23 protein-coding genes are annotated in these 26,665 nt (G+C 67.2%); 16 read left to right on the forward strand and 7 right to left on the reverse strand.

The features are described from left to right. The first annotated feature begins 143 nt into the window (after positions 1-143). The 6 genes from CSC94_RS21985 (at position 144) to CSC94_RS22010 (ending at position 4,660) form a co-directional block, all read left to right on the forward strand. Positions 144-692 (forward strand): PH domain-containing protein, encoded by a 549-nt coding sequence (locus CSC94_RS21985; protein ID WP_099308535.1) that lies wholly within the window; start codon positions 144-146, stop codon positions 690-692. 176 nt (positions 693-868) lie between these two features. Next, complete coding sequence (gene greA, locus CSC94_RS21990; protein ID WP_099308536.1) at positions 869-1,342, forward strand: transcription elongation factor GreA; 474 nt, start codon at positions 869-871, stop codon at positions 1,340-1,342. Positions 1,343-1,367: 25 nt separating this feature from the next. Further along, a complete protein-coding gene (locus CSC94_RS21995) occupies positions 1,368-2,426 on the forward strand; it encodes a glycosyltransferase family 4 protein (RefSeq protein ID WP_099308537.1) in 1,059 nt (352 codons plus the stop codon). After that, on the forward strand, positions 2,423-3,280 hold the full coding sequence (locus CSC94_RS22000; protein ID WP_099308576.1) for a glycosyltransferase family 2 protein: 858 nt from the start codon (positions 2,423-2,425) through the stop codon (positions 3,278-3,280). The genes CSC94_RS21995 and CSC94_RS22000 overlap by 4 nt, the downstream gene beginning before the upstream one ends. Beyond that, positions 3,277-4,038 carry a class I SAM-dependent methyltransferase gene (locus CSC94_RS22005; protein ID WP_099308538.1) on the forward strand — a complete coding sequence of 254 codons (762 nt, stop codon included), beginning with the start codon at positions 3,277-3,279 and terminating at the stop codon, positions 4,036-4,038. The genes CSC94_RS22000 and CSC94_RS22005 overlap by 4 nt, the downstream gene beginning before the upstream one ends. Beyond that, complete coding sequence (locus tag CSC94_RS22010; RefSeq protein WP_099308539.1) at positions 4,022-4,660, forward strand: sulfotransferase family 2 domain-containing protein; 639 nt, start codon at positions 4,022-4,024, stop codon at positions 4,658-4,660. The genes CSC94_RS22005 and CSC94_RS22010 overlap by 17 nt, the downstream gene beginning before the upstream one ends. 11 nt (positions 4,661-4,671) lie before the next feature. On the opposite strand, the gene CSC94_RS22015 is transcribed toward CSC94_RS22010, so the two are convergent. Continuing rightward, entirely contained in the window at positions 4,672-5,520 is an 849-nt protein-coding gene (locus CSC94_RS22015; RefSeq protein WP_114647874.1) for an FkbM family methyltransferase, read from the reverse strand. A gap of 405 nt (positions 5,521-5,925) precedes the next feature. On the opposite strand from CSC94_RS22015, the gene CSC94_RS22020 reads away from it, so the two are divergent. Both CSC94_RS22020 and CSC94_RS22025 read left to right on the forward strand, forming a co-directional pair. Continuing rightward, positions 5,926-6,735 carry a glycosyltransferase family 25 protein gene (locus CSC94_RS22020; protein ID WP_133123000.1) on the forward strand — a complete coding sequence of 270 codons (810 nt, stop codon included), beginning with the start codon at positions 5,926-5,928 and terminating at the stop codon, positions 6,733-6,735. Continuing rightward, positions 6,732-7,586 carry a glycosyltransferase family 17 protein gene (locus CSC94_RS22025; protein ID WP_099308542.1) on the forward strand — a complete coding sequence of 285 codons (855 nt, stop codon included), beginning with the start codon at positions 6,732-6,734 and terminating at the stop codon, positions 7,584-7,586. Before CSC94_RS22020 ends, CSC94_RS22025 begins: the two co-directional genes overlap by 4 nt. A 33-nt stretch (positions 7,587-7,619) precedes the next feature. On the opposite strand, the gene CSC94_RS22030 is transcribed toward CSC94_RS22025, so the two are convergent. Then, positions 7,620-8,096 (reverse strand): Lrp/AsnC family transcriptional regulator, encoded by a 477-nt coding sequence (locus CSC94_RS22030; protein WP_099308543.1) that lies wholly within the window; start codon positions 8,094-8,096, stop codon positions 7,620-7,622. 228 nt (positions 8,097-8,324) lie between these two features. On the opposite strand from CSC94_RS22030, the gene trxB reads away from it, so the two are divergent. Next, positions 8,325-9,299, forward strand: a complete 975-nt coding sequence (trxB, locus tag CSC94_RS22035) for a thioredoxin-disulfide reductase (RefSeq protein ID WP_099308544.1) — start codon at positions 8,325-8,327, stop codon at positions 9,297-9,299. Positions 9,300-9,413: 114 nt separating this feature from the next. Further along, a complete protein-coding gene (locus CSC94_RS22040) occupies positions 9,414-10,313 on the forward strand; it encodes a LysR family transcriptional regulator (RefSeq protein WP_099308545.1) in 900 nt (299 codons plus the stop codon). A 765-nt stretch (positions 10,314-11,078) separates the two neighbouring features. Here the strand turns inward: CSC94_RS22040 and CSC94_RS22045 are convergent. Then, positions 11,079-13,139, reverse strand: a complete 2,061-nt coding sequence (locus tag CSC94_RS22045) for an elongation factor G (protein WP_099308546.1) — start codon at positions 13,137-13,139, stop codon at positions 11,079-11,081. A 585-nt stretch (positions 13,140-13,724) separates the two neighbouring features. Next, positions 13,725-14,927, reverse strand: a complete 1,203-nt coding sequence (locus CSC94_RS22050) for a pyridoxal phosphate-dependent aminotransferase (RefSeq protein ID WP_099308547.1) — start codon at positions 14,925-14,927, stop codon at positions 13,725-13,727. A gap of 214 nt (positions 14,928-15,141) precedes the next feature. Between CSC94_RS22050 and CSC94_RS22055 the strand changes: the two genes are divergently transcribed. The 4 genes from CSC94_RS22055 (at position 15,142) to CSC94_RS22070 (ending at position 18,254) form a co-directional block, all read left to right on the forward strand. Continuing rightward, a complete protein-coding gene (locus CSC94_RS22055; RefSeq protein ID WP_099308548.1) occupies positions 15,142-16,152 on the forward strand; it encodes an EAL domain-containing protein in 1,011 nt (336 codons plus the stop codon). A 30-nt stretch (positions 16,153-16,182) separates the two neighbouring features. Then, entirely contained in the window at positions 16,183-17,037 is an 855-nt protein-coding gene (locus tag CSC94_RS22060; protein ID WP_099308549.1) for a hypothetical protein, read from the forward strand. 76 nt (positions 17,038-17,113) lie between these two features. Further along, positions 17,114-17,740 carry a glutathione S-transferase family protein gene (locus CSC94_RS22065; protein WP_099308577.1) on the forward strand — a complete coding sequence of 209 codons (627 nt, stop codon included), beginning with the start codon at positions 17,114-17,116 and terminating at the stop codon, positions 17,738-17,740. Between the two features lie 103 nt (positions 17,741-17,843). Beyond that, on the forward strand, positions 17,844-18,254 hold the full coding sequence (locus CSC94_RS22070; protein ID WP_099308550.1) for a hypothetical protein: 411 nt from the start codon (positions 17,844-17,846) through the stop codon (positions 18,252-18,254). Positions 18,255-18,303: 49 nt separating this feature from the next. Here CSC94_RS22070 and carB read toward each other — a convergent pair whose 3' ends face one another. Together carB and CSC94_RS22080 are read right to left on the reverse strand one after the other, a co-directional pair. Continuing rightward, positions 18,304-21,789: a carbamoyl-phosphate synthase large subunit gene (gene carB / locus CSC94_RS22075; RefSeq protein ID WP_099308551.1), complete on the reverse strand. Its 3,486-nt coding sequence runs from the start codon at positions 21,787-21,789 to the stop codon at positions 18,304-18,306. A 210-nt stretch (positions 21,790-21,999) separates the two neighbouring features. Next, the gene (locus CSC94_RS22080; protein ID WP_099308552.1) at positions 22,000-22,845 is read right to left on the reverse strand and encodes a LytTR family DNA-binding domain-containing protein; all 846 of its coding nucleotides are present in this window, start codon (positions 22,843-22,845) and stop codon (positions 22,000-22,002) included. Between the two features lie 108 nt (positions 22,846-22,953). Here CSC94_RS22080 and CSC94_RS25230 point away from each other — a divergent pair, with 108 nt between their 5' ends. Beyond that, positions 22,954-24,003 carry a DUF2306 domain-containing protein gene (locus CSC94_RS25230; protein ID WP_205853388.1) on the forward strand — a complete coding sequence of 350 codons (1,050 nt, stop codon included), beginning with the start codon at positions 22,954-22,956 and terminating at the stop codon, positions 24,001-24,003. A gap of 103 nt (positions 24,004-24,106) precedes the next feature. Continuing rightward, positions 24,107-25,039, forward strand: coding sequence for a KPN_02809 family neutral zinc metallopeptidase (ypfJ, locus tag CSC94_RS22090; protein WP_099308553.1), 933 nt, complete (start codon positions 24,107-24,109; stop codon positions 25,037-25,039). 98 nt (positions 25,040-25,137) lie between these two features. On the opposite strand, the gene carA is transcribed toward ypfJ, so the two are convergent. Beyond that, the gene (gene carA / locus CSC94_RS22095; RefSeq protein ID WP_099308554.1) at positions 25,138-26,340 is read right to left on the reverse strand and encodes a glutamine-hydrolyzing carbamoyl-phosphate synthase small subunit; all 1,203 of its coding nucleotides are present in this window, start codon (positions 26,338-26,340) and stop codon (positions 25,138-25,140) included. Positions 26,341-26,665 lie beyond the last annotated feature (325 nt).

Raw genomic sequence — 26,665 nt, forward strand, 5'->3', positions numbered from 1 at the left:
ACAAGGCCGATCGAGTGGCAAGCGGCAAGCGGGCGCTTCACGGCAAGGTGAATGGGCGGAGCGGATCAGCCTTTGCGGGATGTCGGCTGTCTTTGCACGTCCATCGGGTGTACCCTGATGGCGTTGGAGGCGGAGAATCAGGGATGCAGGGGGTCAACGACAATCCGCGTGAACAGGGCGACCGCGTGCGACGCGCCTTCGCCGTTTCGTTCGCGGCCCATCTCCTGGCTGCGCTGGCCGTTGCCCTGCTGTTCCTGGCGGGCTGGGCGGCGATGTGGCTGGCCGGGGCCGGGGCGACGCCGCTGGCACGGCTCGCGCTGGTCGGCGTTTTCGTGGTCGCGCCGGTGCTGGCCGCGCACGGGCTGCTGGCAGCCCTGGCGCTGCGCGTGCAGGTGCTGCCCTACGCGTTGATCGTCGAACAGGGCGTGACGTCGCCGCGGCGCGATACGCTCAGCTACGGCGGCATCCGCGACATCTCGCGCCGGACGAGCCTGAACGGGCGGCTGACCGGAACGGCGAGCCTGGTGCTTGACCTCCACGACGGCGGGCGGCTGGTTCTTTCCGGCCTGAAGCATGCCGGGGAGGCCCGGCAGGTGATCCTCGAAGCCATGCGGAAAAGGCAGGCCGGCGGAGCGATCCGCCATGAACCGGCGGCGCCCGCAGAGAAACGGTTGACCGCTGGCGCGGCATGACATTTTTCGCGTGAAAATGCCCAATTCGATGCTATATTCCGGCGCAGTGCATGAACGGTTTGCCGGCTGATACCGGAGACCGTTTTTCTTTTTTGCCCGCTCGAGAGGGGCGGGTGCATCCACAACAGGACACGACTGCGGGCCGGGTCCGGCCCGCGTGAAGCACAGGTGAGACCATGAACAAGGTACCGATGACGCAACGTGGCTTCGAGGCGCTGAAGGAGGAGTTGCGCTGGCGCCAGCAGGAGGAGCGTCCCCGCATCATCGAGGCCATCGCCGAGGCCCGCGCCCATGGCGACCTGTCGGAGAACGCCGAGTACCATGCTGCCAAGGAAGCGCAGAGCCTGAACGAGGGCCGGATCGGCGAGCTGGAAGACTACGTGGCGCGCGCCGAGGTGATCGACGTGGCGAAGCTGACGGGCAGCTCGATCAAGTTCGGCGCCACGGTCCAGCTCGTCGACGAGGACACCGAGGACGAAAAGACCTACCAGATCGTCGGCGACCAGGAAGCCGACGTGAAGGAAGGGCGCATCTCCATCTCGTCGCCGATCGCGCGGGCGCTGATCGGCAAGGAAGCCGGCGATACCATCGAGGTCAACGCGCCGGGCGGTGCCCGTTCCTACGAGATCCTCGAAGTCCGATACGTCTGAGACGTCCCGCGGGACGGCCGGTGTCATGAAGATCAGCGACGTTGAGGTGATCGCGCCGCATTTCAAGCGGCGCCTTTCCGGCGTGACGTCGACGGTGGTGCAACTCGTGCCGGAGCAGGTCCGCACGGGCCTGGCCATCGTCACGCTCGGCCCCGGCCTGCCGGACGACATGCCGCGCATGGCATGGTGGCAGGTGCCGGCGCTCTGGCGCCGTCCGGCGCGGCGAAGCGTACGCATCTGGCACGCGCGCCGCAACGTGGAGATGATCGCCGGCGTGCTGCTGCGCGACATCCTGCGCATGCCGCTGAAACTGCTCTTCACATCGGCGGCGCAACGCCATCACAAGCCCTTCACCAAGTGGCTGATCCGGCGCATGGACGCGGTGGTCGCCACGAGCGGGCGCTCCGGTTCCTACCTGGAGGTGCCGCACACGGTGAACATGCACGGCATCGACCTGGAGCGGTTCCATCCGCCGGCCGGGCCGGAGGACGATTTTTCCGCCACCGGCCTGCCCGGTCGCTACGCGGTGGGCTGTTTCGGCCGGGTGCGCGCGCAGAAGGGGACCGACCTCTTCGTCGAGGCGATGATCGCGCTGCTTCCGGGCCGCCCGGACTGGACGGCGGTGATCACCGGCCGGGTGACCCCGGAGCATCGCGCCTTTGCCGATGGCCTGCAGGCCAGGATCGACGCGGCGGGCCTTGGCGAGCGGATCCGCTTCCTCGGCGAAGTCGACGACATCCGCGCCTGGTACCGCCGGGTCAGCCTCTACGTCGCGCCGTCGCGCAACGAGGGCTTCGGCCTGACGCCGCTGGAGGCGATGGCGTCCCGGACGGCGGTGGTGGCCAGCGATGCCGGCGCCTATGCCGAGATGATCGTCGAGGGCGAGACCGGGTCGGTCGTGCCGGCCGGCGACGGGGAGGCGCTGCGCGACGCCATCCGGCCATACCTCGACGATCCGGCCATGGCGGCGGCCCACGGCGCGGCGGCGCTGGCGCATGTGCGGGCGCATTTCGCGCTGGCCCGCGAGGCGGCGGGTCTCCAGGCGGTCTACGAGCGGCTGTGGGCCGGGCAGGCGGCGCCATGACGCCGGCCGGCGCAGCGCGGACGACCATCGTCACCGTGGCCTACAAAAGCGCGGCGGTGCTGCCGGCGATGCTGTCCTCCATTCCGGCGGGCGTGCCGGTGGTGGTGGTCGACAATGCCAGCGCCGATGACAGCGGGCGGATCGCGCGCGAGGCCGGCGCGACCGTGGTCCGGCTGGACAGGAACGAGGGCTTCGGACGCGGTTGCAATGCCGGCGCGGCGGTGGCGGAAACGGAGTTCCTGTTCTTTCTCAATCCCGACGCTGCGCTCGAGCCCGGCGCCCTGGACGCACTGGAAGCGGCCGCCGATGCGGCGCCCGGCGCCTGCGCCTTCAATCCGAGGATCACGGTGCCGAGCGGGTCGTCGGAGTTCAAGCGGCGCTCGGTGCTGCTGCCGCCGGACCGATGGATGGAGCGCGGCGTGCCGGAGGGCGATGCCGACGTGCCGGTGCTGTCGGGCGCGGCGCTGTTCTGCCGCCGGTCCGCCTTCGAGGCGGTCGGCGGTTTCGATCCGGCGATTTTCCTCTACCATGAGGACGACGACCTGTCGCTGCGGCTGGCGCGCGACTGCGGGCGGCTGCGCTTCGTCGCCGGGGCGCACGTGCGCCACCAGGCCGGGCATTCGGCGGGCCGAAACGCGGCGGTGTCGCGGTTCAAGGGCTATCACATGGCGCGCTCGCGGGTGTATGCCCAGGGCCGGCACGGGGTCGGCAAGCCCTGGCTGATCAGCCTCGCCGGGGCGGTCGGCGGGCTGCTGGCGCCGCACAACCTGCTTTCGGCGCGGCGGCGCGCCAAGCATATTGGTCAGGTTGCCGGCATCTGGTCGGCGCGCAAGGATGGCGGTGCATTCCGATGAAACGAAACGCCTTTCGCGACTTCTTCCGGACCCGGCGGGTCCGCCGCCACGTCGCCCGCCATGGCGACCGCTACGATTACCATGGCATCCAGGTCACCGTGCCGGCGTCGGCGGGCATCGGGGCGGCGAGCGCGCTTCTGCGCGGCAAGTACGAGCGCGCCGAAGCGGCGATGATCGCCCGCCACCTGCCGGCCGGGCGCCCGGTGATCGAACTCGGCGGCTCGCTGGGCGTCGTCTCGGCGCTGATCCGCTCGCGGCTGGATCCGGGCATGCGCCACGTCGTCGTCGAGGCCAACCCGGACATCCTCGACATATGCGGATCGAACGCGCGCCGCGGTGCCGGGACCGACGAGACCGAGCTGGTGCATGCGGCCTATTTCCCGGGCGGCGGCGAGGCGACGCTGCTGCTCGGCGCGGAGGTTCACGCCAACGCGCTGGACGACGGAAGCGGCGCCGGGCGGCGGGTGAGCGTGCCGGCGGTCTCGCTGGACAGCCTCTGGTCGCGCATCGGCCGGACCGAGGGGTTCACGCTGGTCAGCGACATCGAGGGCGGCGAGACGGCGCTGTTCCTGCAGGAGCCGGCCATGCTCGACCATGTCGGCCTGGTGATCGCCGAGATGCACCCGGATGCCTATCGCGGGCAGGGAACGTCGGAAGCGGCGCTGCTGGCCGTGGCACGGGCGCATGGCCTGGTCGAGATCGACCGCATGGATGACACGGTGGTGCTGGCGAGGAGCGCGGATGCTGCTCTCGCTTGAGAAGTCGTTCCTGTTCATCCACATTCCGAAGACGGCGGGCAGTTCCATCCGGCGCGTGCTGGAGCCCCATTGCCTGAAGCCGGAGAAGACCCAGTTGCGCCGCCTGCTCTCGCACCTGCCGGTACCGGAAGACCCGGAGAAGGCGTGGCTGCGCACCCATGACACGGCGCTGTGGGCGCGGATGAAGCTGCCGCGCGACGTGTTCGAGCGCAGCCTCAAGTTCGCCGTCGTGCGCAATCCCTACGACTACGCGGTGTCCTACTTCGAATTCCAGCGCAGCAACCCGGCCAGCACGCGCTACGAGAAGGCGCAGGGCGAGGATTTTCCGGCCTTCCTCAGGCGCATGGAACGAAAGAACCGGATCAAGGGCATTCGCCAGGCGGCCTGGGTGACGGACCGGTCCGGGCGCATCATCGTCGACCGGATCCTGCATTTCGAGCGGCTGGACGAGGAATTCCCGGCGCTGCTGGAGGAACTCGGCATCGAGGCGCCGTCGGCGCTGCCGCATGTCAACACGACGGAGCGCAAGGACTTCCGCGCCTATTACGACGACGAGACGCGGCGCATGGCGACCGAGCTGTTCCTGCGCGACCTGACGCTGTTCGGCTACGATCCGCTCTAGGGCGGACGCGATCAGGCCCTTGTCTTCAGCCGGTAGAGGGAGTTCTGCCGGGTGCGGCCGGCGAGTTCATAGCCGCAGCGGGCGAAGGCGGCGGCACAGCCCGGGTAGTCCTCGCCGTTGCCGGCCGTCTCGATGACGATGCGCGAGGGCCAACGGCTTTCCGGCTCGGTGTCGAAGAAGGGAACGAGCGCCTTGTCCTCGTGACCCTCGATGTCGATCTTCAGGCCATGGATGCGCTCGACGCCGGCTTCATCGAGGATGGATGCCAGGCGGCGGACCGGAATGCCGCCCGCGTCGTCCTCCTGGATGGAGACGATGGCGATGTCGTCGTTGCGGCGCCGCAGCCGCGCCCGGGTCTCGTGGTCGCTCACGCCCTCGGCGAAGACCTGCACGTTGGCGAGGCCCGACGCTCTGGCATTGAAGGCGAGCTGGCGGCAGACCTGCGTGTTCGCATCGATGGCCACGACCTTGCCCCCGGCGCCGGCGCGGCGCGCCATGGGCAGGCTGTAGAGGCCGATGTTGGAGCCGATGTCGACGAAACTGTCGCCGCCGGAGGCGCCCTCGAGAAGGAAGTCGATGTCGCGGCTGTTGTAGGCCGGGTGCAGCAGGATGCCGTATTCGATCAGGTTGTCCTGGCCGTGCAGGCGGAAGGCGCAATCGCGAAAGGCGATATCGACCGGGTTTTTCGCACCACCCTGGATCAGCCGGAACATGGTGCGGCGGAACGTGCCGCGATGCAGGAAGCTGCCGCGCGCCGCGGCGATGAGGGCACGCTGCCAGGCGTTGGGCGCGAAGGTCCCGAAGGGGGCGGTCGCGATCCCGCCGACGCCGTCATCGGCCTCGTAGTCGGTCCAGGTCAAGGTGGTTCCTAAACAAGCTATTTCTAACTTGTCCGGTGACTGACGCCATCGCCGGGATTTGTCAACGGCTGGCGCCGTCCAGGCCTTCATTGAATCGCCCGGTTGCGCCGTCGCCCTGCCGGTCTGTGACAGCCGGGGCGAAGCCGGTCCCCGTCGTCGCCGCAACGGTAACGCGCCGCAACCCGGCACGAGGGACAGGACGGGATGCGCTGCCGCGGCAGGCGTCTTCCGTCCGGGCGGCAGATCATTTTGTGGTTTGCGCATATAAGAAGAGCAAAAAATACTTATGCTATATTTGATTTTGAAATCATTAATATTGTGATAACGCAGATCAGCGTTCTTTTTTTGATGTGAATCGTCGTGTATATAAATATATTAGAGAAATATAATAATATATCCGCGCTGGTGATCAATCTTGCTGGCGCGCCGGAGCGGATGGACTTCCAGCAGCGGCAGCTTTCCCGCCTTGGCCTTGCCCTGCAACGGCTGGAGGCGAGCACGCCAGGCGATATCGATCCGCCCCGCGACGACCGCTACTGGCGAAGCTGGGAACGGCCGCTGAGCGACACGGAGAAGGCGTGCTTCCACAGCCACCGGCGCGCCTGGGCCATGATCGCGGCCGGGCGGGTGCCGGTCCTGGTGCTGGAGGACGACGCCATCCTGTCGCGGACAGTGCCGGAGGTGCTCGCCGGTCTTGCCGGTCTCGAGGCCGTCGACCTGGTGGTGCTGGAGGCCCGGGGGCGGCGCAAGCTGGTTGGCCGGACCGTCCGGGCGCGGTTTGGCGGCTGGAGCCTGACGGACCTGTTCCAGGACCGCTGCGGCGCGGCAGCCTACGTGCTCTGGCCGTCCGCTGCGGCGCGGCTCGTGGAAGCGGCCCGCCGGCGCTGCGGCCTGGCCGACGCGTTCCTGTGGAGCGTTCCCGGGCTAGCTGCCTGCCAGGTGGAGCCCGCGCCTGCCTTCCAGGCGGACATGGCCGGCCGCTACGGCGTCCCGTCGCCCCTCGAGGTCCGGACCTCGATCAGCAATGGCAGCAGCCGGAGCCTGGCGGAGAAGGCGGGTCCGGCGAGCTGGCCCTACCTGCTGCGGCGCGGTTTCGCGCAGGCGTCCTACCTGGGACGCCGGTTGCGCCATGCCGGCGACGGCGAGTGGCGGCACATCGCGGTTGCCGCCCGCGATTTCGATCCCGTTTCCACCAGTTGCAAGGCCGGCCCATGACCGCGAGACCCCGCCTGTACGACGGCTTCAACTTCTTCAACGAACTGGACCTGCTGGACCTGCGCCTGCACGAACTCGACCCGGTGGTGGACTGTTTCATCGTCTGCGAATCGACGGCGACCTACCAGGGCCGGGAAAAGCCGCTGGTCTTCGCGGAGAACAAGGAGCGCTTCGCCGCCTTCCTGCCCAAGATCCGCCATGTCGTCGTCGACGGGCGGAAGGATTTCCGATCGAGCTGGGAGCGGGAAATCCACCAGCGCGAGCAGATCCGGACGGCGCTTTCGGATGCGGGGCCGGGCGACGTGCTGCTGATGTCGGACATCGACGAGATTCCGCGGGCCGAGCGCGTGCGCGAGGTCATGGCCGGCGGGATCGGCGCGCGCGACGTCTACTGCTTCGAACTGGACTGGTACAATTTCTTCCTCGACCTGCGGCTGCGGGAGAAGTGGAGCCGGCTCGGCCCGCGCATGGTGCGGGTTTCCAGCCTCGCCACGATCAACGGCTTGCGCGGGGTTTACGCGCCGCGCCATCCCGGACCCCGCGACGCCGTGCGCTGGGTCAAGGCCTGCCTGCGGATGAAGCGGCTGGTCCGGCGGCGGCTCGTTCGCGATGGCGGCTGGCATTTCTCCTGGCTCGGCGGGCTGGCAGCCGTGGCGCGGAAAGGAAGCGCGCTCAGCGAACACCGGGACGTTTCGACAGGCCAGAAGGATGCCGCCTGGGCGGAGCGGCGGATCGGAGACCTGCTGTCGCGGGAGGCACGCTATGACGTCGTGGCGATCGACGAGCGCCATCCCGGATGGATGCGCGAACGCATGGACCTCTTCGACCGCTACCGGATGCCGGACGCCTGATGCACGGGCGCTGCCGGCAGGCGCGCCGTCCGGTCAGATGTCGATGCTGACGAGGCCCTCGTCCTTGACCTGGCGGATGGTCAGCGCGGTCCGCACGGTATCGACATTGGGCGCAGCGGTCAGCGTCTCGATGACGAAATCCTGGAAAGCGGTGAGGTCGGGCGCGACGCAGTGAAGCAGGAAGTCGGTCTCGCCGGACATGGTCCAGGCGCGGCGGACCATCGGCCAGTCCTTCACGCGGGCGGCGAATTCCTTGATTCCCGCCTCGGTCTGGTGCTGCAGGCCGACCAGGCAGAAGCCGACGACCTGCTGGCCCAGCGCCTTGGCATCGAGCAGGGCGCGATAGCTGCGGATGATGCCGCTTTCCTCCAGCCGCTTGACGCGGCGCAGGCAGGGCGGGGCGGATATGCCGACCCTTCGCGCCAGTTCCACGTTGGTGATGCGGCCGTCATCCTGGAGGATCTTGAGGATCTTCCAGTCCGTCAGGTCGAGGTCTGCCGTGGTGGTCATGGGCGGGGGCTGCCTGGGAAAAGGATGCAACTGCCTCTTTCCTACGGCAAAACCTGCCTTGCGCCAACCGCCGGAAGGCCGGCAGGACGCGAAAGCAGTGGGCAAGGCGGCGGCCGGGTCTTGAAAGCAGGGGCGCCCAACCCTTAGATGTCGCTCAAACCACGCATTCCAGATCAGGAGCGGTCCGCCGGGCAGACGGGAAGGGGCCGCACAACGAAGGGGGCCGCCATGGCAGCTCGTCACGCTCACGTCCTTGTCATCGGTTCCGGCCCCGCCGGTTACACCGCCGCCATCTATGCCGCCCGCGCGCTGCTCAAGCCCGTGCTGATCGCCGGCATGGAGCAGGGCGGGCAGCTGATGATCACCACCGACGTGGAAAACTACCCGGGTTTCGCCGACCCGATCATGGGCCCGGACCTGATGGCGGCCATGCTCAAGCAGGCCGAGAACGTCGGCGCCGAGATCGTCAACGACCTCGTCACCGCGGTGGATTTCGACAGCCGGCCGTTCCGGCTGACGACCGACTCGGGCCAGGACTGGACCGCCGATGCGCTGATCATCGCCACCGGCGCGCAGGCCAAGTGGCTGGGCATGGACAGCGAAGAGGCTTTCAAGGGCTTCGGCGTTTCGGCCTGTGCCACCTGCGACGGGTTCTTCTACCGCGGCCGCGACGTGATCGTCGTCGGCGGCGGGAATTCGGCCGTGGAGGAGGCGCTTTACCTCTCCAACATCGCCAACCACGTGACGGTGGTGCATCGCCGCGACGAGTTCCGTGCCGAGCGCATTCTCCAGGAGCGGCTGTTCGCCAAGGAAAACGTCACGGTGGTCTGGGACACGGTGATCGACGAGATCGTCGGCGAGAAGCCGAAGCCGCCGATGCCGCCCTCGGTGACCGGCGTGCGGCTGAAGAACGTGAAGACCGGCGAGGCGACGGAGATGCCGGTGCACGGCGTGTTCGTGGCCATCGGCCATGCGCCGGCCGTGTCGCTTTTCGAAGGCAAGCTGAAGCAGAAGCCGAACGGCTACCTGTGGACCGAGGCCGATTCCACGCGGACCAGCGTGGAAGGCGTGTTCGCTGCAGGCGATGTGACCGACGACGTGTTCCGCCAGGCGGTGACGGCCGCCGGGCTGGGCTGCATGGCGGCGCTGGAGGCCGAACGCTGGCTGGCGACGCAGGACGTGGCGCTGGAAGCCGCCGAATAGACGGGAAAACCCGCCGTTTTCAATTCCTGGTGGCGGGCGGGGACTTGCGCCCCGCGCGAAAACAGGAAAACCTGTATCGCGGAAACAGGATTGAACGGGGGATAGAGGGGCGGCATGCCTGCTGTTGACTGGGACAAGCTCAGGGTTTTTCACGCTGCCGCCCAGGCCGGGTCGTTCACGCATGCGGCCGATACGCTGAACCTGTCGCAATCGGCGATCTCGCGCCAGGTCAGCGCCCTGGAGCAGGATCTCGGCGTCACGCTGTTCAACCGCCATGCGCGGGGCCTCGTGCTGACGGAACAGGGCGAACTGCTCTACGCCACGGCGCAGGACGTGATGCTGAAGCTTGACAGCGTCCGCAACCGGCTCAGCGAAACAACCGACAAGCCCTCCGGCCTGCTGCGCGTGACGACGACGGTGGGTCTCGGCACCGGCTGGCTTTCCAACCGCGTCGACGAGTTCCTCGAACTCTACCCGGACATCCGGCTGCAGCTCATCTTCTCCAACGAGGAACTGGACCTGACGATGCGCGAGGCCGACTGCGCGATCCGCCTGCGGGCGCCATCGCAGCCCGACCTCATCCAGCGCAAGCTGTTCACGGTGCATTTCCATCTCTGGGCATCGCCGGACTACGTCAACCGGTACGGCAAGCCGCAGTCGCTCGACGAGTTGCACCAGCACCGCCTGATCACCTTCGGCGAGCCGGTCATCGCCTACCTGAAGAACCTCAACTGGCTGGAGACCCTGCGCGGGCCGGACGGGCAGCCGCTCGAGGCGGTGCTTCAGATGAACGACCTGCACTCCATCAAGCGGGCCGTGCAGCGCGGGGCCGGCATCGCCATGCTGCCCGACTATATCGTCGACAAGGACAGCGGGCTGGTGCAGCTGCTGCCGAAGACCGAAGTGCCGTCCTTCGACACCTATTTCTGCTACCCGGAAGCGATGAAGAACCAGGCCAAGCTGAACGTCTTCCGCGACTTCATGCTGTCGAAGGCCCGCAAGTGGAGCTACTGATCCGCTCCTGCGCCGGCCCCGTGCGCTGACACCGGCGGTTGGCTGGCCGGACAATCCAGGACACGACCCGTTTCCCGATGCCTGCGGTTGATCCGCCGGGCGGCCGGTTTCGCCTGTCCATTCTGATCCCGAAGGCGGGCAATCCGCGGGGACAAACATCGTGCGCCTGCCGGTTTTCTTGGCATCCCGAAACGGAGCGCCGGCTAAGTCGTTGAAAAATTGTTCACTGGCTGCAAAGCTATGCATCAAGTGCATATGTGCAATGCACAATGTGATATTGTAATAGGCACCGCGACGGTGCATATGTTCATCATCTCAGGGCGCATTCCTCCTCCCATTGGCGCCCTCGAGTGTTCCCCTCTGGAGGTTTGTCCAAGTGGCAACTCCACTTTTCGTGGCCGGATTTTCATCCGGCCATTTTTTTTGCCCTCTGCCCGGACGGTCCCTCTCAAGCCGGCGCCGCAATGCGGCCTGCCACGGCCTGGCCGTGATGTTCTTCACGCTTTAACGGGCGGGTTACGGTCATGTAACCCGCTGTAACGTGTGCAGCGGCGCGGGATCCGTTATCGAATACTCATGGACACGGCGGTGCACGGTTCGGGATCTGGGGGCATTTTCCGAACCACTTGTGGGGCATCGCCGTGTCCACTCCTGACAAGCTCCCGAGACATGACGAGGCCGGATCGGACGATCCGGACAGGACCACGGCGGACCTGAGCAACCTGGCGCATGGACTGCGCCAGGTTGTCGTGGCCTGCGTGCCGGTCAGGCTGCCTTCGACCGGTCGCGGATGGTGGCAAGCGCCTCATCGGCCGCGCGGCCGGTCAGTTCCGCCATGTGATCGAACTCCGCCTCGTAGGAGGCGACGCCCGAGGTCAGCGAGCGCAACTCGATGATGAGGCCGGTCAGGCCGGATTGCGGCATGGTCGCCTCCACCACATCCCAGCCGTCCCAGTCGGGCCTGGCATCGTAGCCGAGGATCTGGCCGCGCCGCTGCGGGATGATCGCGGTGATCTTCGCCGTGGCGTCAGAGGGTGTGAAGATCCGGACCTTCATCACCGGTTCCAGGAGCACGGGCGAGGCCTTGGGCATGGCTTCGCGCATGGCCAGTTTCGCGGCCATCTGGAAGGCCATGTCGGAGGAATCGACGGAGTGATAGGAGCCGTCGGAGAGGTTCACCGCCAGGTCCACGACCGGCAGGCCCAGAGGGCCGCAGGTCACGTAATCCCGGATGCCGGTTTCGACGGACGGGATGTACTGCTTGGGCACGACGCCGCCGGAAATGGTGTCGGTGAACTGGAACCCGGAGCCGCGCGGCAGCGGCTTGATTTCCAGCACGACGTCACCGAACTGGCCATGGCCGCCGGACTGCTTCTTGTGGCGGCCGCGCTCCTGCACCGGCTTGCGGATCGTCTCCTGGTAGGGCACGGGCGGTTCGGCCGATTCCACCTGGGCCTGGTACTTGCCGGCCAGCCGCTCCAGCGTGACGCGCAGGTGCATCTCGCCCTGGCCGCCGAGGATGGTTTCGCCCGTACCCGGGCTCTGGGCGATATCCAGCGACGGATCCTCCTCGGCCAGCTTGGCGAGCGCGGTCGACAGCTTGACGTCGTCCTTGTGATCGCGGGCCCGGATGGCGATGGCGTGGACCGGCTGCGGGCGGCCGGGCAGGGCGAGGGCGGCGGGAGCCTGCTTGCCGGCCAGCAGCGCTTCGCCGGTGGCGACACCCTCCAGCTTGCCGAGCGCGACGGTGTCGCCCAGCGCCGTGGAGGACACCTTGCCCTGGTTCTTGCCAAGCATGCGGTAGATGCCGGACACCCTCGCATCCCTGCCGCTGCTGGCCGTCACCTCGGCGCCGTCGTTGAGCGTACCGCGCAGGATGCGGGCCACGGACAGCTTGCCGCCGTGTGGCGTGTGGACGGTCTTCATCACATGGGCGAGCGCGGGGCCGTCGGGTTCGATGCCGAGGCGCTGGCAGGTGTCGGACACGTCGGGCGCGTCGTGGCGCAGGGCCTTGAGCAGGCGGTGAACGCCGTTGCCGTGGGCTGCCGAGCCGATCAGCACCGGCACGACATGGCCGGAGCGCAGGTCCGCCGTCAGGTCGTCGAAGACCTCGTCAGTGGGCGGCTCGATCTCCTCGAGCAACTGCTCCATCAGCGCGTCGTCGTGATCGGCCAGGGTTTCGAGCATGGAGAAGCGGGCGTCGATCTCACGCGACTTCTCCTCGGTGGGAATGTCGGTCTGCTCGCTGACGGCATGTTCGCGCCAGACATAGGCGCGCTCCAGCGCGAGGTCGATCGCGCCGATGGCGATGCCGTTCTTCCAGATCGGGATCTGGCGCAGCAGCAGAGGCCGGTTCGAGGCGGGCTGCAGCAGGGCGACGGTGTCGCGGACGCGCATGGTCGCGGTGTCGATCTTGTTGAGGAACAGGATGCGCGGCACACCCAGTTCATCCAGCCGCTTGAGCACGAGCTGGAGGGCGGGGATCTTCTTCTCATCGGCTTCCGCGACGACCACGGCGGCATCGCAGCCGGCGAGCACCGCCTCGGCCTCGCTGGCGAATTCGACCGAGCCCGGACAGTCGATGAAGGTGATATCCTCGTCCATGAACGTGGTCGTGGCCGCCACGGCCTCCACGCTCATGGCATGGGCCTGCGCTTCGGCGCTATGATCCGAAACGGTGTGGCCGGATCCCGTCTCGGCGGCGCGCTGGATAGCGCCGGTCCGTTCCAGGATCGATTCCAGAAGAGTCGTCTTTCCGCTTGCGAAGGGACCGCAAATGGCAATGCATTTCGGCCCCTTGCGTCTGCTTCCGGCGCGTTCACCCATGGCACAATCCTCCTTTTCCACGCGTCTGGACGCGAGCGGAGGACCGGGTCTGGGATGCAGCGGTTTCGGGAAGGGTGAGCGCCCGGAGGCGCCTCCGCTTCGCTCCCGGAACCAGGGTTTCCGGCCGCCGCTGCGTGCGCCGGCAGTCGCCGGCGTGAAGCCATGGTTCCACCAAAGGATTGCCGGCGCAAGAGCGATTGCGCCGTGTTCGGGCGAGGGCGGCCATTCGGCGCAGCGGTGCGCGGCAGAAGACGAGGGTCACGGGTCTTGCCACGGCGCACGAAAGAGCGGCGTCATGGGGCTGCTCCCGAAGGGAAATACAACTTCAGGTTAAGGTCGAGGATGAGGAGCGATGCCGTGGACCCATGGAAATGTTCGGTTCCAGCATCGGGCCTTCAGGTTGCACATGAACTGCCTGATCAGGGAAATCAACCAATGCGTGTATCATTCATGGGTATCAAGCTATCGGCGATCGCGGTGCGGCCACGGGCCGGCGCCGATCCGCGTTTCTTCGACCGGTGCTGAAACGGAAAACGCCGCCCCGGAGGGCGGCGCTGATACAGGTCCGGATCCGTCCGTTGGCGATCAGCGGCAGTTGCCGCAGAAACGCTGGATGCGGTTGCAGCTTTCCTCCAGCAGCGTGTCGGAGGTGGCATAGGAAATGCGGAAATTCGGTCCGAGGCCGAAGGGTTCGCCATGGACCACGGCGACGCCCTCGGTTTCCAGCAGCTCGGTGACGAAATCCTGGTCGTTGGCGATGACCTTGCCCGACGGCGCGGTCTTGCCGATGAGGCCGGCGCAGGAGGGATAGACGTAGAAGGCGCCTTCCGGCGTCGGGCAGTTGATGCCGGTCGCCTGGTTCAGCATGGAGACGACGAGGTCGCGCCGCTTCTGGAAGATGCCCTTGTTGGTCTCGATGAAATCCTGCGGGCCGTTCAGCGCTTCCACGGAGGCCCACTGCGCGATGGAGCAGGCACCGGAGGTCTGCTGGCTCTGGATCATGTCCATGGCCTTGACGAGTTCCATCGGGCCGGCGGCGTAGCCGATGCGCCAGCCGGTCATGGCATAGGCCTTGGAGACTCCGTTCATGGTCAGCGTCCGGTCCTTCAGGCCGGGTTCGACCTGGGCCGGGGTGACGAAGGTGAAGTCGCCGTAGACGAGGTGCTCGTACATGTCGTCGGTCAGGATCCAGACCTGCGGATGACGCATCAGCACGTCGGTCAGCGCCTTCAGTTCGTCATGGCTGTAGGCGGCGCCGGACGGGTTGGACGGCGAGTTGAAGATGAACCACTTGGTCTTCGGCGTGATGGCTGCTTCAAGGGCTTCCGGCGTCAGCTTGAACTGGTTTTCCAGCGTCGTGGCGGCCGGCACGGGCGTGCCGCCGCACAGCAGAACCATCTCCGGGTAGGAGACCCAGAACGGGGCCGGGATGACCACCTCGTCGCCGGGGTTCAGGGTGGCCATGAAGGCGTTGAAGAGGATCTGCTTGCCGCCGGTGCCGACGATGGTCTGGGTCCAGTCGTAGTCGAGACCGTTCTCGCGCTTGAACTTGGCGGCGATGGCCTGGCGCAGTTCAGGGATGCCGGAAACCGGCGTGTACTTGGTCTCGCCGCGGCGGATCGCCTCGATGGCAGCATTCTTGATGTTGTCCGGCGTGTCGAAGTCCGGCTCGCCTGCGCCGAGCGAAATGACATCGCGGCCCTTGGCTTTCAGTTCGCGGGCCTTCTGGGCGACGGCGATGGTCGCGGAGGGCTTCACGCGGGAAAGGGCGTCGGCAAGAAAGGCCATGGCAGGGCTCCAGTGATTGTGCCTCGGGGATGCTGGTTTCAGCGCGGCTAGCTCTTAGCGTCATGGGCATCGCACTGCAAGGCTTGCCGGGGATGGCCGCCCATTTCGCGTGTCCCTGTTGCACATTAACCGAAATTGAAAGCTTGTCCGGCACACTGGCGGTCCGTTTTCCCGGAATAGCCAAGGCTGCCATGGCAGCACGGCAGGGCAGGACATGACGCGAAGCATCGGCCTGGCACACGTGATCCGCAAGGACAATGGCACCTCGGAAGGGGTGTGGGGAACCTATGTGCTCTGCTCCGCCTTCCAGCCGATTTTCCGGTTCACCGAGGGGAAGCTCGTCATCGCGGCCTTCGAGGGACTGGTGCGGCCGTTTCGCGATGGCGAACCGGTCTCGCCCTTCGCCTTCTTCCGGTCCATACCCGAGCAGGACCAGCTGGAAGTGGAAACGCTGACGCGCACGCTCCACCTGCTCAACGCCGGCCGCTGCCTCGACAAGCGTACAGACCTGTTCATCAACTTCGATCCCTCCGTCTTCACCGACCGGGAGATTGCCGACCGGGTGCTGAGGGAAATGCGCCTGACGCTGCACGAGGCCGACATCGACCCGGCCCGCATCGTCTGCGAGATCACCGAGCACAGCGTCGACTCGCAGGCCGGCCTGCTCGACTTCGCCGCGGCGCTGCGCGACAACGGTTTCCGGATCGCCGTGGACGACTACGGTGCCGACGATTCCGACATCGGCCGGATCCGTGACCTGAGGCCGGAGATCGTCAAGTTCGATGCCGCCTGGATCGTGCAGCTGATGGACAGCGATCCGGGGTTCGAACTGCTCAAGAGCATGGTCTCGACGTTCCGGTCGTGGGGGATCACGACGCTCTTCGAAGGCATCGAGGAGCCCTGGCAGCTGGAACTGGCGGAAAGCTGCCAGGTCAACCTGATCCAGGGCTTCGTGCTGGCCAGGCCGCAACTGGCGCCGACCGAATTCGCCGTCTTCTCCGGTCCGCAACAGGCTGGCGGAACGCCGGAGGCCGAAGCAGCGGCGCAGCCTGAACCGCCGTTTGCCGAACCGGCCGATGCGCCCGCCGAAGCGCCAACGCAGGTGGTGGACTTTTCCGCGGGCGCGGATGCCGCTAAGATGCCAGCCGTTGATCGGCGGTCATCGCTCAAGGGCGGCTGGGGGCAGCCTGCCCGCGTCTTCGGACGCAGGGGCCGCCATGTCTGACAGGCCGTCGCTGGCAGGAGGCACGCCGTCGTGACCGATACGCCGTTTTCGGAAGGGGCCGGACCGGTCGCGGAACTGGTTCGCGACGGCACCGGCCGTGCGCGGCTGAAGCTTGGCGAGATCTTCTTCGAAACCGTCTTCCAGCCGGCGTTCCGCGTGCGTGGCACGCAACTGGTTCCCGATTTCGCCACCGCGCGGATCCGCCCCTATGGCAACGTGAACGCGCGGGCCGTGCTGCGGCGCCTGACCTCCGGCCCGGGCGCCGGCCAGGCCAATGCCCTGGCGCGGTCCAACCTCGGATTTCTCGATCCGGACTCCTTGTGTTTCTGCGAGGATCACCTGCTGCCGGATTCGCTGGCCGGGGGCGCGCTGGACCAGCTTCTCGCGGCCGCCGGCGATGCCTTCATGATGCCGGACCAGATCGTGTGGCGCCTGTCGCTGCCGGTTGCCGGCAAGGCCGGCGCCGAGATCGCGCGGGCGAGGGAGGCGGGCGTGCGCATCGCGCTCAGGATCACGCAGGAAGATCCGGCCATGGCCATCGCGGCGGCTCGCGAACACGGCGCGGAGATGGTTCATCTCGGCGTCGAATGGTCGGGCGCCTGGCTGGAAAACGTCGCGGCGGCGCGCACGCTGCTGGCGGCCATGGTGCAGCGGCTGGTCGATGCCGGCTGCGGCGTCTCGATGACCGGCCTGACCTCGGCGGCGCAACTGGATGCCGCGCTGGCAGCCGGTGTCGAATGGGTGCAGGGCGGCTACCTGGCTGCCGCGATCGGCGCCGGGCGGGCGACGGGCTGGAAGCCGCTGAATGGCCAGGCCCTGCGCAAGGCCGAACACAAGGTCACCCTGATCCGGCCGCCGCAACCGCCGAGGCATCAGCAATATTGATCGACGGGTGCGGTCTTTTGACTGGTCGCGGCCCGGGCCGCGCGGCATGATCGGCGCAGCCACGGGAAGCCAGATCATGCTCACGCTCTATTCCATGCCCAGTTCCGGAAACAGCTACAAGGTCCGGCTGCTGTTCGCCAAGCTGGGCATTCCGTTCCGCCACGTCGCCGCCGAGTACGGGTCCGGCGTGACCACCAGCGCGGAATTCCGGGCGCTCAACCCGCATGGCCGCGTCCCGCTGGTCCGGTTCGAGGACGGGCGCGTGCTGTCGGAATCCAATGCCATCCTCCTCTATTTCGCGGAAGGAACGCGGTTCCTGCCGGAGGACCGGTTCGACCAGGCCAAGGTGCACCAATGGATGTTCTGGGAGCAGAACTCGCATGAGGCGACCATCGCGGTGCGGGCTGCGATCCTCAGCTACGAGCACCGGGCAGGCGAGCGCCGGCCCGAGATCCTCGACCCGCTGCTGGACGCGGGGCATCGCAACCTCGCGACGATGGACGTGCAACTGGCAAAGACGCCGTTCCTGGCGGGGAACAGTCTGAGCGCGGCCGATCTCTGCCTCTATGCCTATACCCATAGTGCGGAGACGCGCGGCGGCTTCGACCTGTCGCGGTTCCCGGCGGTGTCGGCATGGCTGGCCCGGGTGGAGGCCGATGCGCCGCACGTGCCGCTGTCCTGGCTCGGTGACAATCCGGCGTGATCCTTTTCGTCGCGGCATGCAATCCCGGCTTGCCTTCCCGCGCGTCCGCGCCATCATGAAAGGGAAGGGATTGTCCCCGCTTGGGGAGCCAAGGAGTACCCCGATGCAAAAGCCTGTTCGAGAGCATTTCCGCTTTGCGGCCTGTCGCTCCAATGCTCTTTATCGTTATCCTGACGCAATTGCGGACGCCAGACCGGCATCCACTTTCGCCGGAATTGCCCTGGCACTTGTTGCCAGCCTGGCCGCGGCCACGCCGGCGCAGGCGATCAACCGCTACAACGTCGACCATCGCAGTTGCGACGACGTGCATGACATCATCGACGACGATGGCGCCGCCATCCTGCGCTACACCTCGCCGTCGGGGTCCGGGATGACGCTGTACGACCGGTTCGTCCGGCACGGCGGCTACTGCCCGACCGGGCAGGTGGCGACGCCGGTCTATATCCCGGTCGCCGGCACGCGGTCGTGCCCGGTTCTTGCCTGCAAGGACCCGGTCTGGCAGGAAAACGACTGAGGCGGTTTCGGGCGGCCGGACAACCGGCCGCCGTTTTCCGTGTCCCGGCCTAGGCGAAATAGGCCTGCAGCGGACGGACCTCGAGGTTGCCCGCCTTCAGCGCGACGATGGCATGGGCCACCGCATCGGCGCCGGCAATCGTGGTGTAATAGGGCACCTTCTGCATCAGCGCGGCGCGGCGCAGCGACTTGGAATCCGAGACCGCCTTCTGGCTGTCGGTCGTGTTGAACACGATCTGGACCTGGCGGTTGCGGATGGCATCCTCGACGTGCGGACGGCCTTCCAGCACCTTGTTGATCTTTTCCGCCTCGACGCCGTTCTCGGCCAGGAAGCGCTGGGTTCCGCCGGTCGCCATCACCCGGAAGCCTGCGCCGGCAAGGCGACGGACGGCGGGCAGGACGGCGGCCTTGTCCTCGTCGCGAACCGAGACGAAGAGCGTGCCGGTGCGCGGCAGGTCGACGCCGGCGCCGAGCTGCGCCTTGGCGAAGGCCAGGTGATAGTCGCGGTCAAGGCCCATCACCTCGCCGGTCGAGCGCATTTCCGGCCCGAGCAGCGTGTCGACGCCGGGGAAGCGGGCGAAGGGGAAGACCGCTTCCTTGACCGCGATGTGGCCCATGTTGTTCACGTCGGGCTTGTCGCCATAGTGGTCGAAGGCCGGGTCCAGCTTCTCGCCGGCCATGATGCGCGCGGCGATCTTGGCGATCGGACGGCCGATGGTCTTGGCGACGAAGGGCACGGTGCGCGAGGCGCGCGGGTTGACTTCCAGGATGTAGACCGTGCCGTCCTTGATGGCATATTGCACGTTCATCAGGCCGCCGACCTTGAGGGCGCGGGCAAGCGCCACGGTCTGGGCCTCCAGTTCGGCGACCATCGCCTTGTCGAGCGAATGGACGGGCAGCGAGCAGGCGCTGTCGCCGGAGTGGATGCCGGCTTCCTCGATGTGTTCCATGATGCCGGAGACGAAGGTGTTCTCGCCGTCGCACAGGCAGTCGACGTCGACCTCGATGGCGCCGGTCAGGTAGGTGTCGAAGAGCAGCGGGTTGCGGCCGAGCAGGGTGTTGATCTGGCCGGTCTTGTCGTTGGGATAGCGCGCCTTGATGTCCTCGGGCACCAGTTCCGGCACCGTGCCGAGCAGGTAGTTGGACAGCATGGTGTCGTCGTGGATGATCTGCATGGCGCGACCGCCGAGCACGTAGGACGGGCGCACGACCAGCGGGAAGCCCAGTTCGCCGGCCACCAGGCGCGCCTGCTCCACCGAGTAGGCGATGCCGTTCTTCGGCTGGGTCAGGTCCAGCTTCATCAGCAGCTTCTGGAAACGGTCACGGTCCTCGGCCAGGTCGATGGCATCCGGCGAGGTGCCGAGAATGGGAATGCCGGCCTTTTCCAGCGCGTCGGCGAGCTTCAGCGGGGTCTGGCCGCCGAACTGGACGATGACACCGTGCAGCGTGCCGCGGGCCTGCTCGGCGCGCAGGATCTCCAGCACGTCCTCGGCGGTCAGCGGCTCGAAGTAGAGCCGGTCGGAGGTGTCGTAGTCGGTCGACACGGTCTCCGGGTTGCAGTTGATCATGATCGATTCATAGCCGGCGTCGGCCAGCGCGAAGGCGGCATGACAGCAGCAGTAGTCGAACTCGATGCCCTGGCCGATGCGGTTCGGGCCGCCGCCGAGGATGACGACCTTCTTGCGGTCGGACACCCCGGCCTCGTCGGCCAGCGCGCCGGCGAAGGGCGTTTCGTAGGTGGAGTACATGTAGGCGGTCGGCGAGGCGAACTCGGCCGCGCAGGTATCGATGCGTTTGAAGACCGGATGAACGTCGAGCTTCTGGCGGTGCGCCTTGACGGCGGCCTCCTCCTGCCGGGTCAGCGAGGCGAGGCGGGAGTCGGAGAAGCCCATGGCCTTGAGCATGCGCAGGTTCTGCGCGTCGCCGGGCAGGCCATGCTCGCGGATGCGGGCCTCCATGTCGACGATGGCCTTGAGCTGTTCGAGGAACCACATGTCGATGCGGCACATCTCGTGGATATCGGCGAGCGTGGTGCCAAGCCGCATGGCCTGGGCGACCATGCGCAGGCGGTCGGGCGTCGGCGTGCCGATGGCGGCGCGAATGGCGTTGCGGTTGTCTTCGCCGCCGAGGCCCGGGATCTCGATCTCGTCAAGGCCGGTCAGGCCGGTCTCGAGACCGCGCAGGGCCTTCTGCAGGGACTCGGCGAAGGTGCGGCCGATGGCCATGACCTCGCCGACCGACTTCATGGCCGTGGTCAGGACGGGCTGGGAGCCGGGGAACTTCTCGAAGGCGAAACGCGGGATCTTGGTGACGACATAGTCGATCGACGGCTCGAAGGAGGCCGGCGTGGCGCCGCCGGTGATGTCGTTCTCCAGCTCGTCGAGCGTGTAGCCGACGGCGAGGCGGGCGGCGACCTTGGCGATCGGGAAGCCGGTGGCCTTGGAGGCGAGAGCCGAAGAGCGCGAGACGCGCGGGTTCATCTCGATGACGACGAGGCGGCCGTTCTCCGGGTTGACGGCGAACTGCACGTTCGAGCCGCCGGTCTCGACGCCGATCTCGCGCAGCACCGCGATGGAGGCGTTGCGCATGACCTGGTATTCCTTGTCGGTCAGCGTCAGCGCCGGCGCGACGGTGATGGAATCGCCCGTGTGCACACCCATCGGGTCGATGTTCTCGATGGAGCAGATGATGATGCAGTTGTCCGCCCTGTCGCGGACCACTTCCATCTCGTATTCCTTCCAGCCGAGCACGCTTTCCTCGATGAGGACCTCGGTCGTCGGCGAGGCGTCGAGGCCAGACTGGATGATCTGGAAGAACTCCGCCTCGTTGTAGGCGATGCCGCCTCCGGTGCCGCCGAGCGTGAAGGACGGACGGATGATGGCGGGCAGGCCGACCTCGTCGAGCGCGGTGGCGGCAATGCCCATGGCATGGCGCATGTAGCGCTGCTTGCGGTCGCCCTCTCCGAGGTTCCACTCGGTTTCCAGGTCGTCGAGCGCCTTGTCGAGATCGTCGCCGGAAAGCCGGGCCTTGATCTCGGCGCGCTTGGTCTCGTGGGCCTTGCGGTCGGCATCCTTGACGTCGGTGGCATTGGCCAGCATCGACTTGGGCGTCTCCAGCCCGATCTTGGCCATGGCCTCGCGGAAGAGGGCGCGGTCCTCGGCCTTGTCGATCGCCTCGGCGTTGGCGCCGATCATCTCCACGCCGTAGCGCTCGAGGATGCCCATGCGGCGCAGCGACAGCGCGGTGTTGAGCGCCGTCTGTCCGCCCATGGTTGGCAGCAGGGCGTCCGGGCGCTCCTTGGCGATGATCTTGGCGACGACTTCCGGGGTGATCGGCTCGACGTAGGTGGCGTCGGCCAGTTCCGGGTCGGTCATGATGGTGGCCGGGTTGGAATTGACCAGGATGATGCGGTAGCCCTCGGCCTTGAGCGCCTTGCAGGCCTGGGTGCCGGAATAGTCGAATTCGCAGGCCTGGCCGATGATGATGGGGCCGGCTCCGATGACGAGGATCGACTTGATATCTGTACGCTTTGGCATGGGTGTCTTCCGGCTCTCGTTCGCGCGCAAAGGCCGGCTCGGAAAACCGGCCGGCGGCGGGACTCGTTCGTTCAAGGCTAGGTGGGCCTTATAGGGGAGAGGATCACGCGAGGGAACCCCGGAAATGGCGAATGTGCACCGGGAATCGACGGCATCGCGCGCCGGGTGGCACAGCAGTGGAAAACAGGGCCGGCCGGCGCTGGAACCCCGCTATCCGAGCCAGGCTTTCACATCCGCCATGTTGCCGCGGCTGACGGGCACGTCCGCGCCGTCGGTGGTGCGGATCAGCGTGCGGCCGTTCCTGCCCGGTTCGCGGATGACCCCGGCCACGCCGTCCCTCGCCACCCAGTGGGAGCGGTGGACCTGCAGTCCGTCCACGGGGGAGGCCTCGCGGATGGCATCGGCCAGGCGCATCAGCACCATCTCGCGGCCGCGCGCGGTGACGACCAGCACGTAGTGGTCCTGCACCTCCAGGCGCACCAGGGCGCCGCGCTTGCCGGTGGCCAGGCGGTCCAGCAGGGCAGGGCGGGGCGGCTGTGAACGGCCGGCCGGTGCTTCGGGTTCATCGCTGCTCTCGCGGGCCGTGACCGCATCGGGCGCCGACGCCAGATCATCCGCCGTCTTCGTGCCGTCCAGCGCCATCCACGACAACAGGCACATGACGAGCGCGATGGGCAGGGCGGTCGCGGCATCGGAGGCATATTCCGCCAGGCTGATCGGGGCGCCCCGGAACGCGGCGTTGACGAGCAGCAGCATCAGCGCCATCGGCAGCACGGCGAGCGCGGCGCCGACGAGCATGCGCGGCAGCACGTGGCCGATCCAGCCCGCCAGCGCAGCGTCAAAGAAGGCGACGAAGACAAGCGCGAGCATCCAGGCAAAGGCCTGCACGATCAGCCAGTAACCCAGGCGGGCGGGCAGGGCGAGGCCCTCCAGCGTGCCGAACGGGCCGACCGACGTGAAGAGAACGACCACGGCGCCGAACACCAGCCAGATGCGGGGATTGGCGAGGATCGACTGCAATTCGCGAAGCGTGGATTGCAGAATGGTCTCTTTCACGAATTTCTCCGGCGGGTCGGCGCATGGTCCGTTGAGAAGCAGGGCCGACCATGGCGTCGTGGCGTCGAAATCGCAACGGGCAATCGCCCTTTCAACGGAGTTTTCGCCATGACGCTCGACCCGGTCCTGACTGCGCCGCTGGCCATCCAGATCCACGTCTTCACCGTCGTTCCCGCCGCCGTTCTGGGTGCCTGGGTCCTCTACGGCCGCAAGGGCACCCCGCTGCACAGGCTGCTTGGCCGGGTGTGGGTGTTCCTCATGGCGGCGACGGCGCTGTCCTCCTTCTTCATCCACACCATCCGCATGATCGGGCCGTTCTCGCCGATCCACCTGCTCTCGGTCCTGACGCTCTTTTCCTGCTGCTACATCATCTGGTCGGCGCGGACGCGACGGCTGAAAGCCCACCGCCAGGCCGTCCTGGCGCTCTACTGGGGCGGCATCGGGCTGGATGGCGCCTTCACCATCGTGCGGGGGCGGATCATGAACCAGGTGGTGCTCGGCGGCGCCAATGCCTGGCCGCTGGCCATCGCCGCCGCGGTTGTCTGCGCGGGGGTTCTCGCCCATGTCTACCGCGGCGGCCGGTTCACGTGGACGGCACGGCGCAAGACAGCGGGCACGGCCCTGGCGGCCGCCGCCAGCCCGGTCTTGCTGCTCGCGTCCCACCAGGATGCCCATGCCGCACCGGGTGCCGCGCAGATCGTCACCGGCGCGCCGGTCTGGGTCTGGCCGCTGCTCGCCGCGCTCCTCGCGCTGGGGTGGCTGCGGTCGCGGCCGCGGGTCGTCCACCGGGTGCAGGTGATGATCCTGCCCTTCGTGTTCGCCGGCCTCGGCGCATGGTCCTTCTTCAGCAACGGCGCCTCGCTTGCCGCGGGCGCGGCGCTGGTCGCGGCCATTGCCGCCGGGTCCATGGCCGGGCAGATGCTGGCGCGGCGCGGCCCTTCCTTCGTGGACGAGAACGACATGGTGCACCTGCCGGGCGAATGGGTGTCCATGGCGCTGATCCTGGCGATCTTCGTGGCCCGGTTCGCCGCCGGCGCGGCGAGGGGTATCAACCCCGACCTCGACCATGCGCTGGTCATCGCCGTCCCGCTGGCCCTCGTTTCCGGTTTTTCCATCGGCCTGACGGCCATGCGGGCCATCGTGCAGTCGACCCGGTAACGCCCCGATACCGTTTCATGCCGGCATGCCCCGTCCGGGTCCAGTTGAACCCGGACGGGGTTTGCTGCATTAAAGGTCATCGATCATCCACGGAGTGAGCACGATGCGCTGGAAGGGCCGAAGGCAGTCGGACAATGTCGAGGATCTTCGCGGCCAGAGCGGCGGCTACAACCGCGGGATCGAGCGCGGCGGCGGACGCATCCGCATTCCCATGGGCGGGCGTGGCGGCATGGGCGGCGCGCGCGGCGGCGGCCTTTCCGGCATCGTCATGCTCGTCATCCTGTTCTTCGTGCTCAAGGCCTGCGGCATCGACCCGCTGCAGATCCTGGCCGGCGGCGGCCTGGACCAGGTGACGACGCCGCAGACGCAGACCAGCGGGCGCGCAAACGCGCCGGCGCAGGACGAGACCACGCAGTTCATGCGCACGGTGCTGGCCGAGACCGAAGACGTGTGGAACGGCATCTTCCAGGCGGAAGGGCTGAATTATACAGAGCCGACCATGGTGCTGTTTTCCGGCCAGGTGCGCTCGGCCTGCGGCTTCGCCTCGTCGGCCTCCGGCCCGTTCTACTGCCCGGGCGACCGGAAACTCTACCTCGACACCTCGTTCTTCGACCAGCTTGCCCGCCAGTTCAAGGCATCGGGTGACTTCGCCCAGGCCTATGTCGTGGCGCACGAGGTGGGCCATCACGTGCAGAACCTGATCGGCGTGCTGCCGAAGTTCAACAAGATGCGCCAGTCGATGAGCGAGGTGGAAGCCAACCACATGTCGGTGCGCGTCGAGCTGCAGGCCGACTGCTTCGCTGGCATCTGGGCGCATTACACGGCGCAGAAGGGCCTGCTGGAAAAGGGCGACATCGAGGAGGCATTGAACGCGGCGCACCAGATCGGCGACGACACGCTGCAGAAGCGCAGCCAGGGCTATGTCGTGCCGGACAGCTTCAACCACGGCACGTCGCAGCAGCGGGCGACTTGGTTCGCCACCGGCCTGAAGAGCGGCAAGCTCTCGGCCTGCGACACGTTCAACAACCCGATCTGAGCGGTCGGAAACCGCCAGCGATCAGCGGCAAACGAGAAAAAGGGCGGTCTGCGATGGCGGGCCGCCCTTCGATTGTTCTCGCAGCAGGCCGGAAGCGCTCAGCGTTCGGCCAGGGCCGGCTCGCCCTTGCGGGCGCGGATCATGTTGGCGAAGCGCTGGAACAGGTAGTGGCTGTCCTGCGGGCCCGGCGAGGCTTCCGGGTGGTGCTGGACCGAGAACACCGGGCGTCCGGTGAGGGTCAGGCCGCAGTTGGAGCCGTCGAACAGCGACACGTGCGTTTCCTGCACGCCTTCCGGCAGGCTGTCGCTGTCGACCGCGAAGCCGTGGTTCATCGACACGATCTCGACCTTGCCGGTGGTGTGGTCCTTGACCGGGTGATTGGCGCCGTGATGGCCCTGGTGCATCTTGGACGTCTTCGCGCCCAGCGCCAGCGCCAGCATCTGGTGGCCGAGGCAGATGCCGAAGACCGGGATGTCGGTCTTCAGCAGCTCGCGGATCATCGGCACGGCATATTCGCCGGTCGCCTCCGGGTCGCCGGGACCGTTGGACAGGAAGATGCCATCCGGCTTCAGCGCAAGGATGTCCTCGGCGGAGGTGCGCGCCGGCACGATGGTGACCTTCGCGCCGAGGCCCGCGAGCAGGCGCAGGATGTTGCGCTTGACGCCGAAATCGACGGCGACGATGTGCATGCGGTCGCCGGCGCCGGCGCCGAAGCCCTCGTCCCAGACCCAGGGGGTCTCGGACCAGGCGGCCGACTGGCCGGAGGTGACCTCTTTGGCAAGGTCGAGCCCGACGAGGCCGTGCCAGGCCTTGGCGCGTGCCTTGAGGTCGTCGATGTCGAAGCGACCGTCCGGATCGTGGGCGATGACGCCGTTGGCCATGCCCTTCTCGCGGATCAGCGTGGTGAGCGCGCGCGTATCGACGCCGGCCATGGCGATGATGCCGCGCTGCTTCAGCCAGGCGTCGAGGTGGGAGGCGGCCCGGTAGTTGGACGGGTTGGTGACATCGGCCTTGAACACCGCGCCGACGGCGCCGTGGCGCGCGGCCGGGGCCAGGTCCTCGATGTCCTCGTCATTGGTGCCGACATTGCCGATGTGCGGGAAGGTGAAGGTGACGATCTGGCCGGCGTAGGACGGGTCGGTGAGGATTTCCTCGTAGCCGGTCAACGCGGTGTTGAAGCAGACCTCCGCCTGCACGGCGCCGGTGGCGCCGAGGCCGCGGCCCTCGATGACGGTGCCATCGGCCAGAACGAGCAGGGCGGTGGGGCGGACAATGGTCCAGGGGGCGGTGGATGCGGTCATGGCTGAACTCCGTCGTCGTGCGCCGGCGGGCAATTTCGGGATTTCTGGGCGTTTCGGCTGCGGACCCATACACCTTGAAACCGGAAAGGACCAGTGCCATATGCTGCGCATGCACAAAAACGGACGCCTGCGGCCCGGCACAAAGCCGGCGCAGGATCGTGCCCGTCCGCCGGAATCAACGGCGCATTTGACGCATCGTCAACCGAAAACTAGCTGTTGAAAAATTGAAAGCACAAATTTTTCAAATACTTGCTTGTTTTCGAAACGATTTGCATCATGCGCTGCTCGGCGGTAAATTCACAGCGCTTTAAAGGAGGCAATCCAT

It is taken from the genome of Zhengella mangrovi (assembly GCF_002727065.1).
Lineage (GTDB): Bacteria > Pseudomonadota > Alphaproteobacteria > Rhizobiales > Rhizobiaceae > Zhengella > Zhengella mangrovi.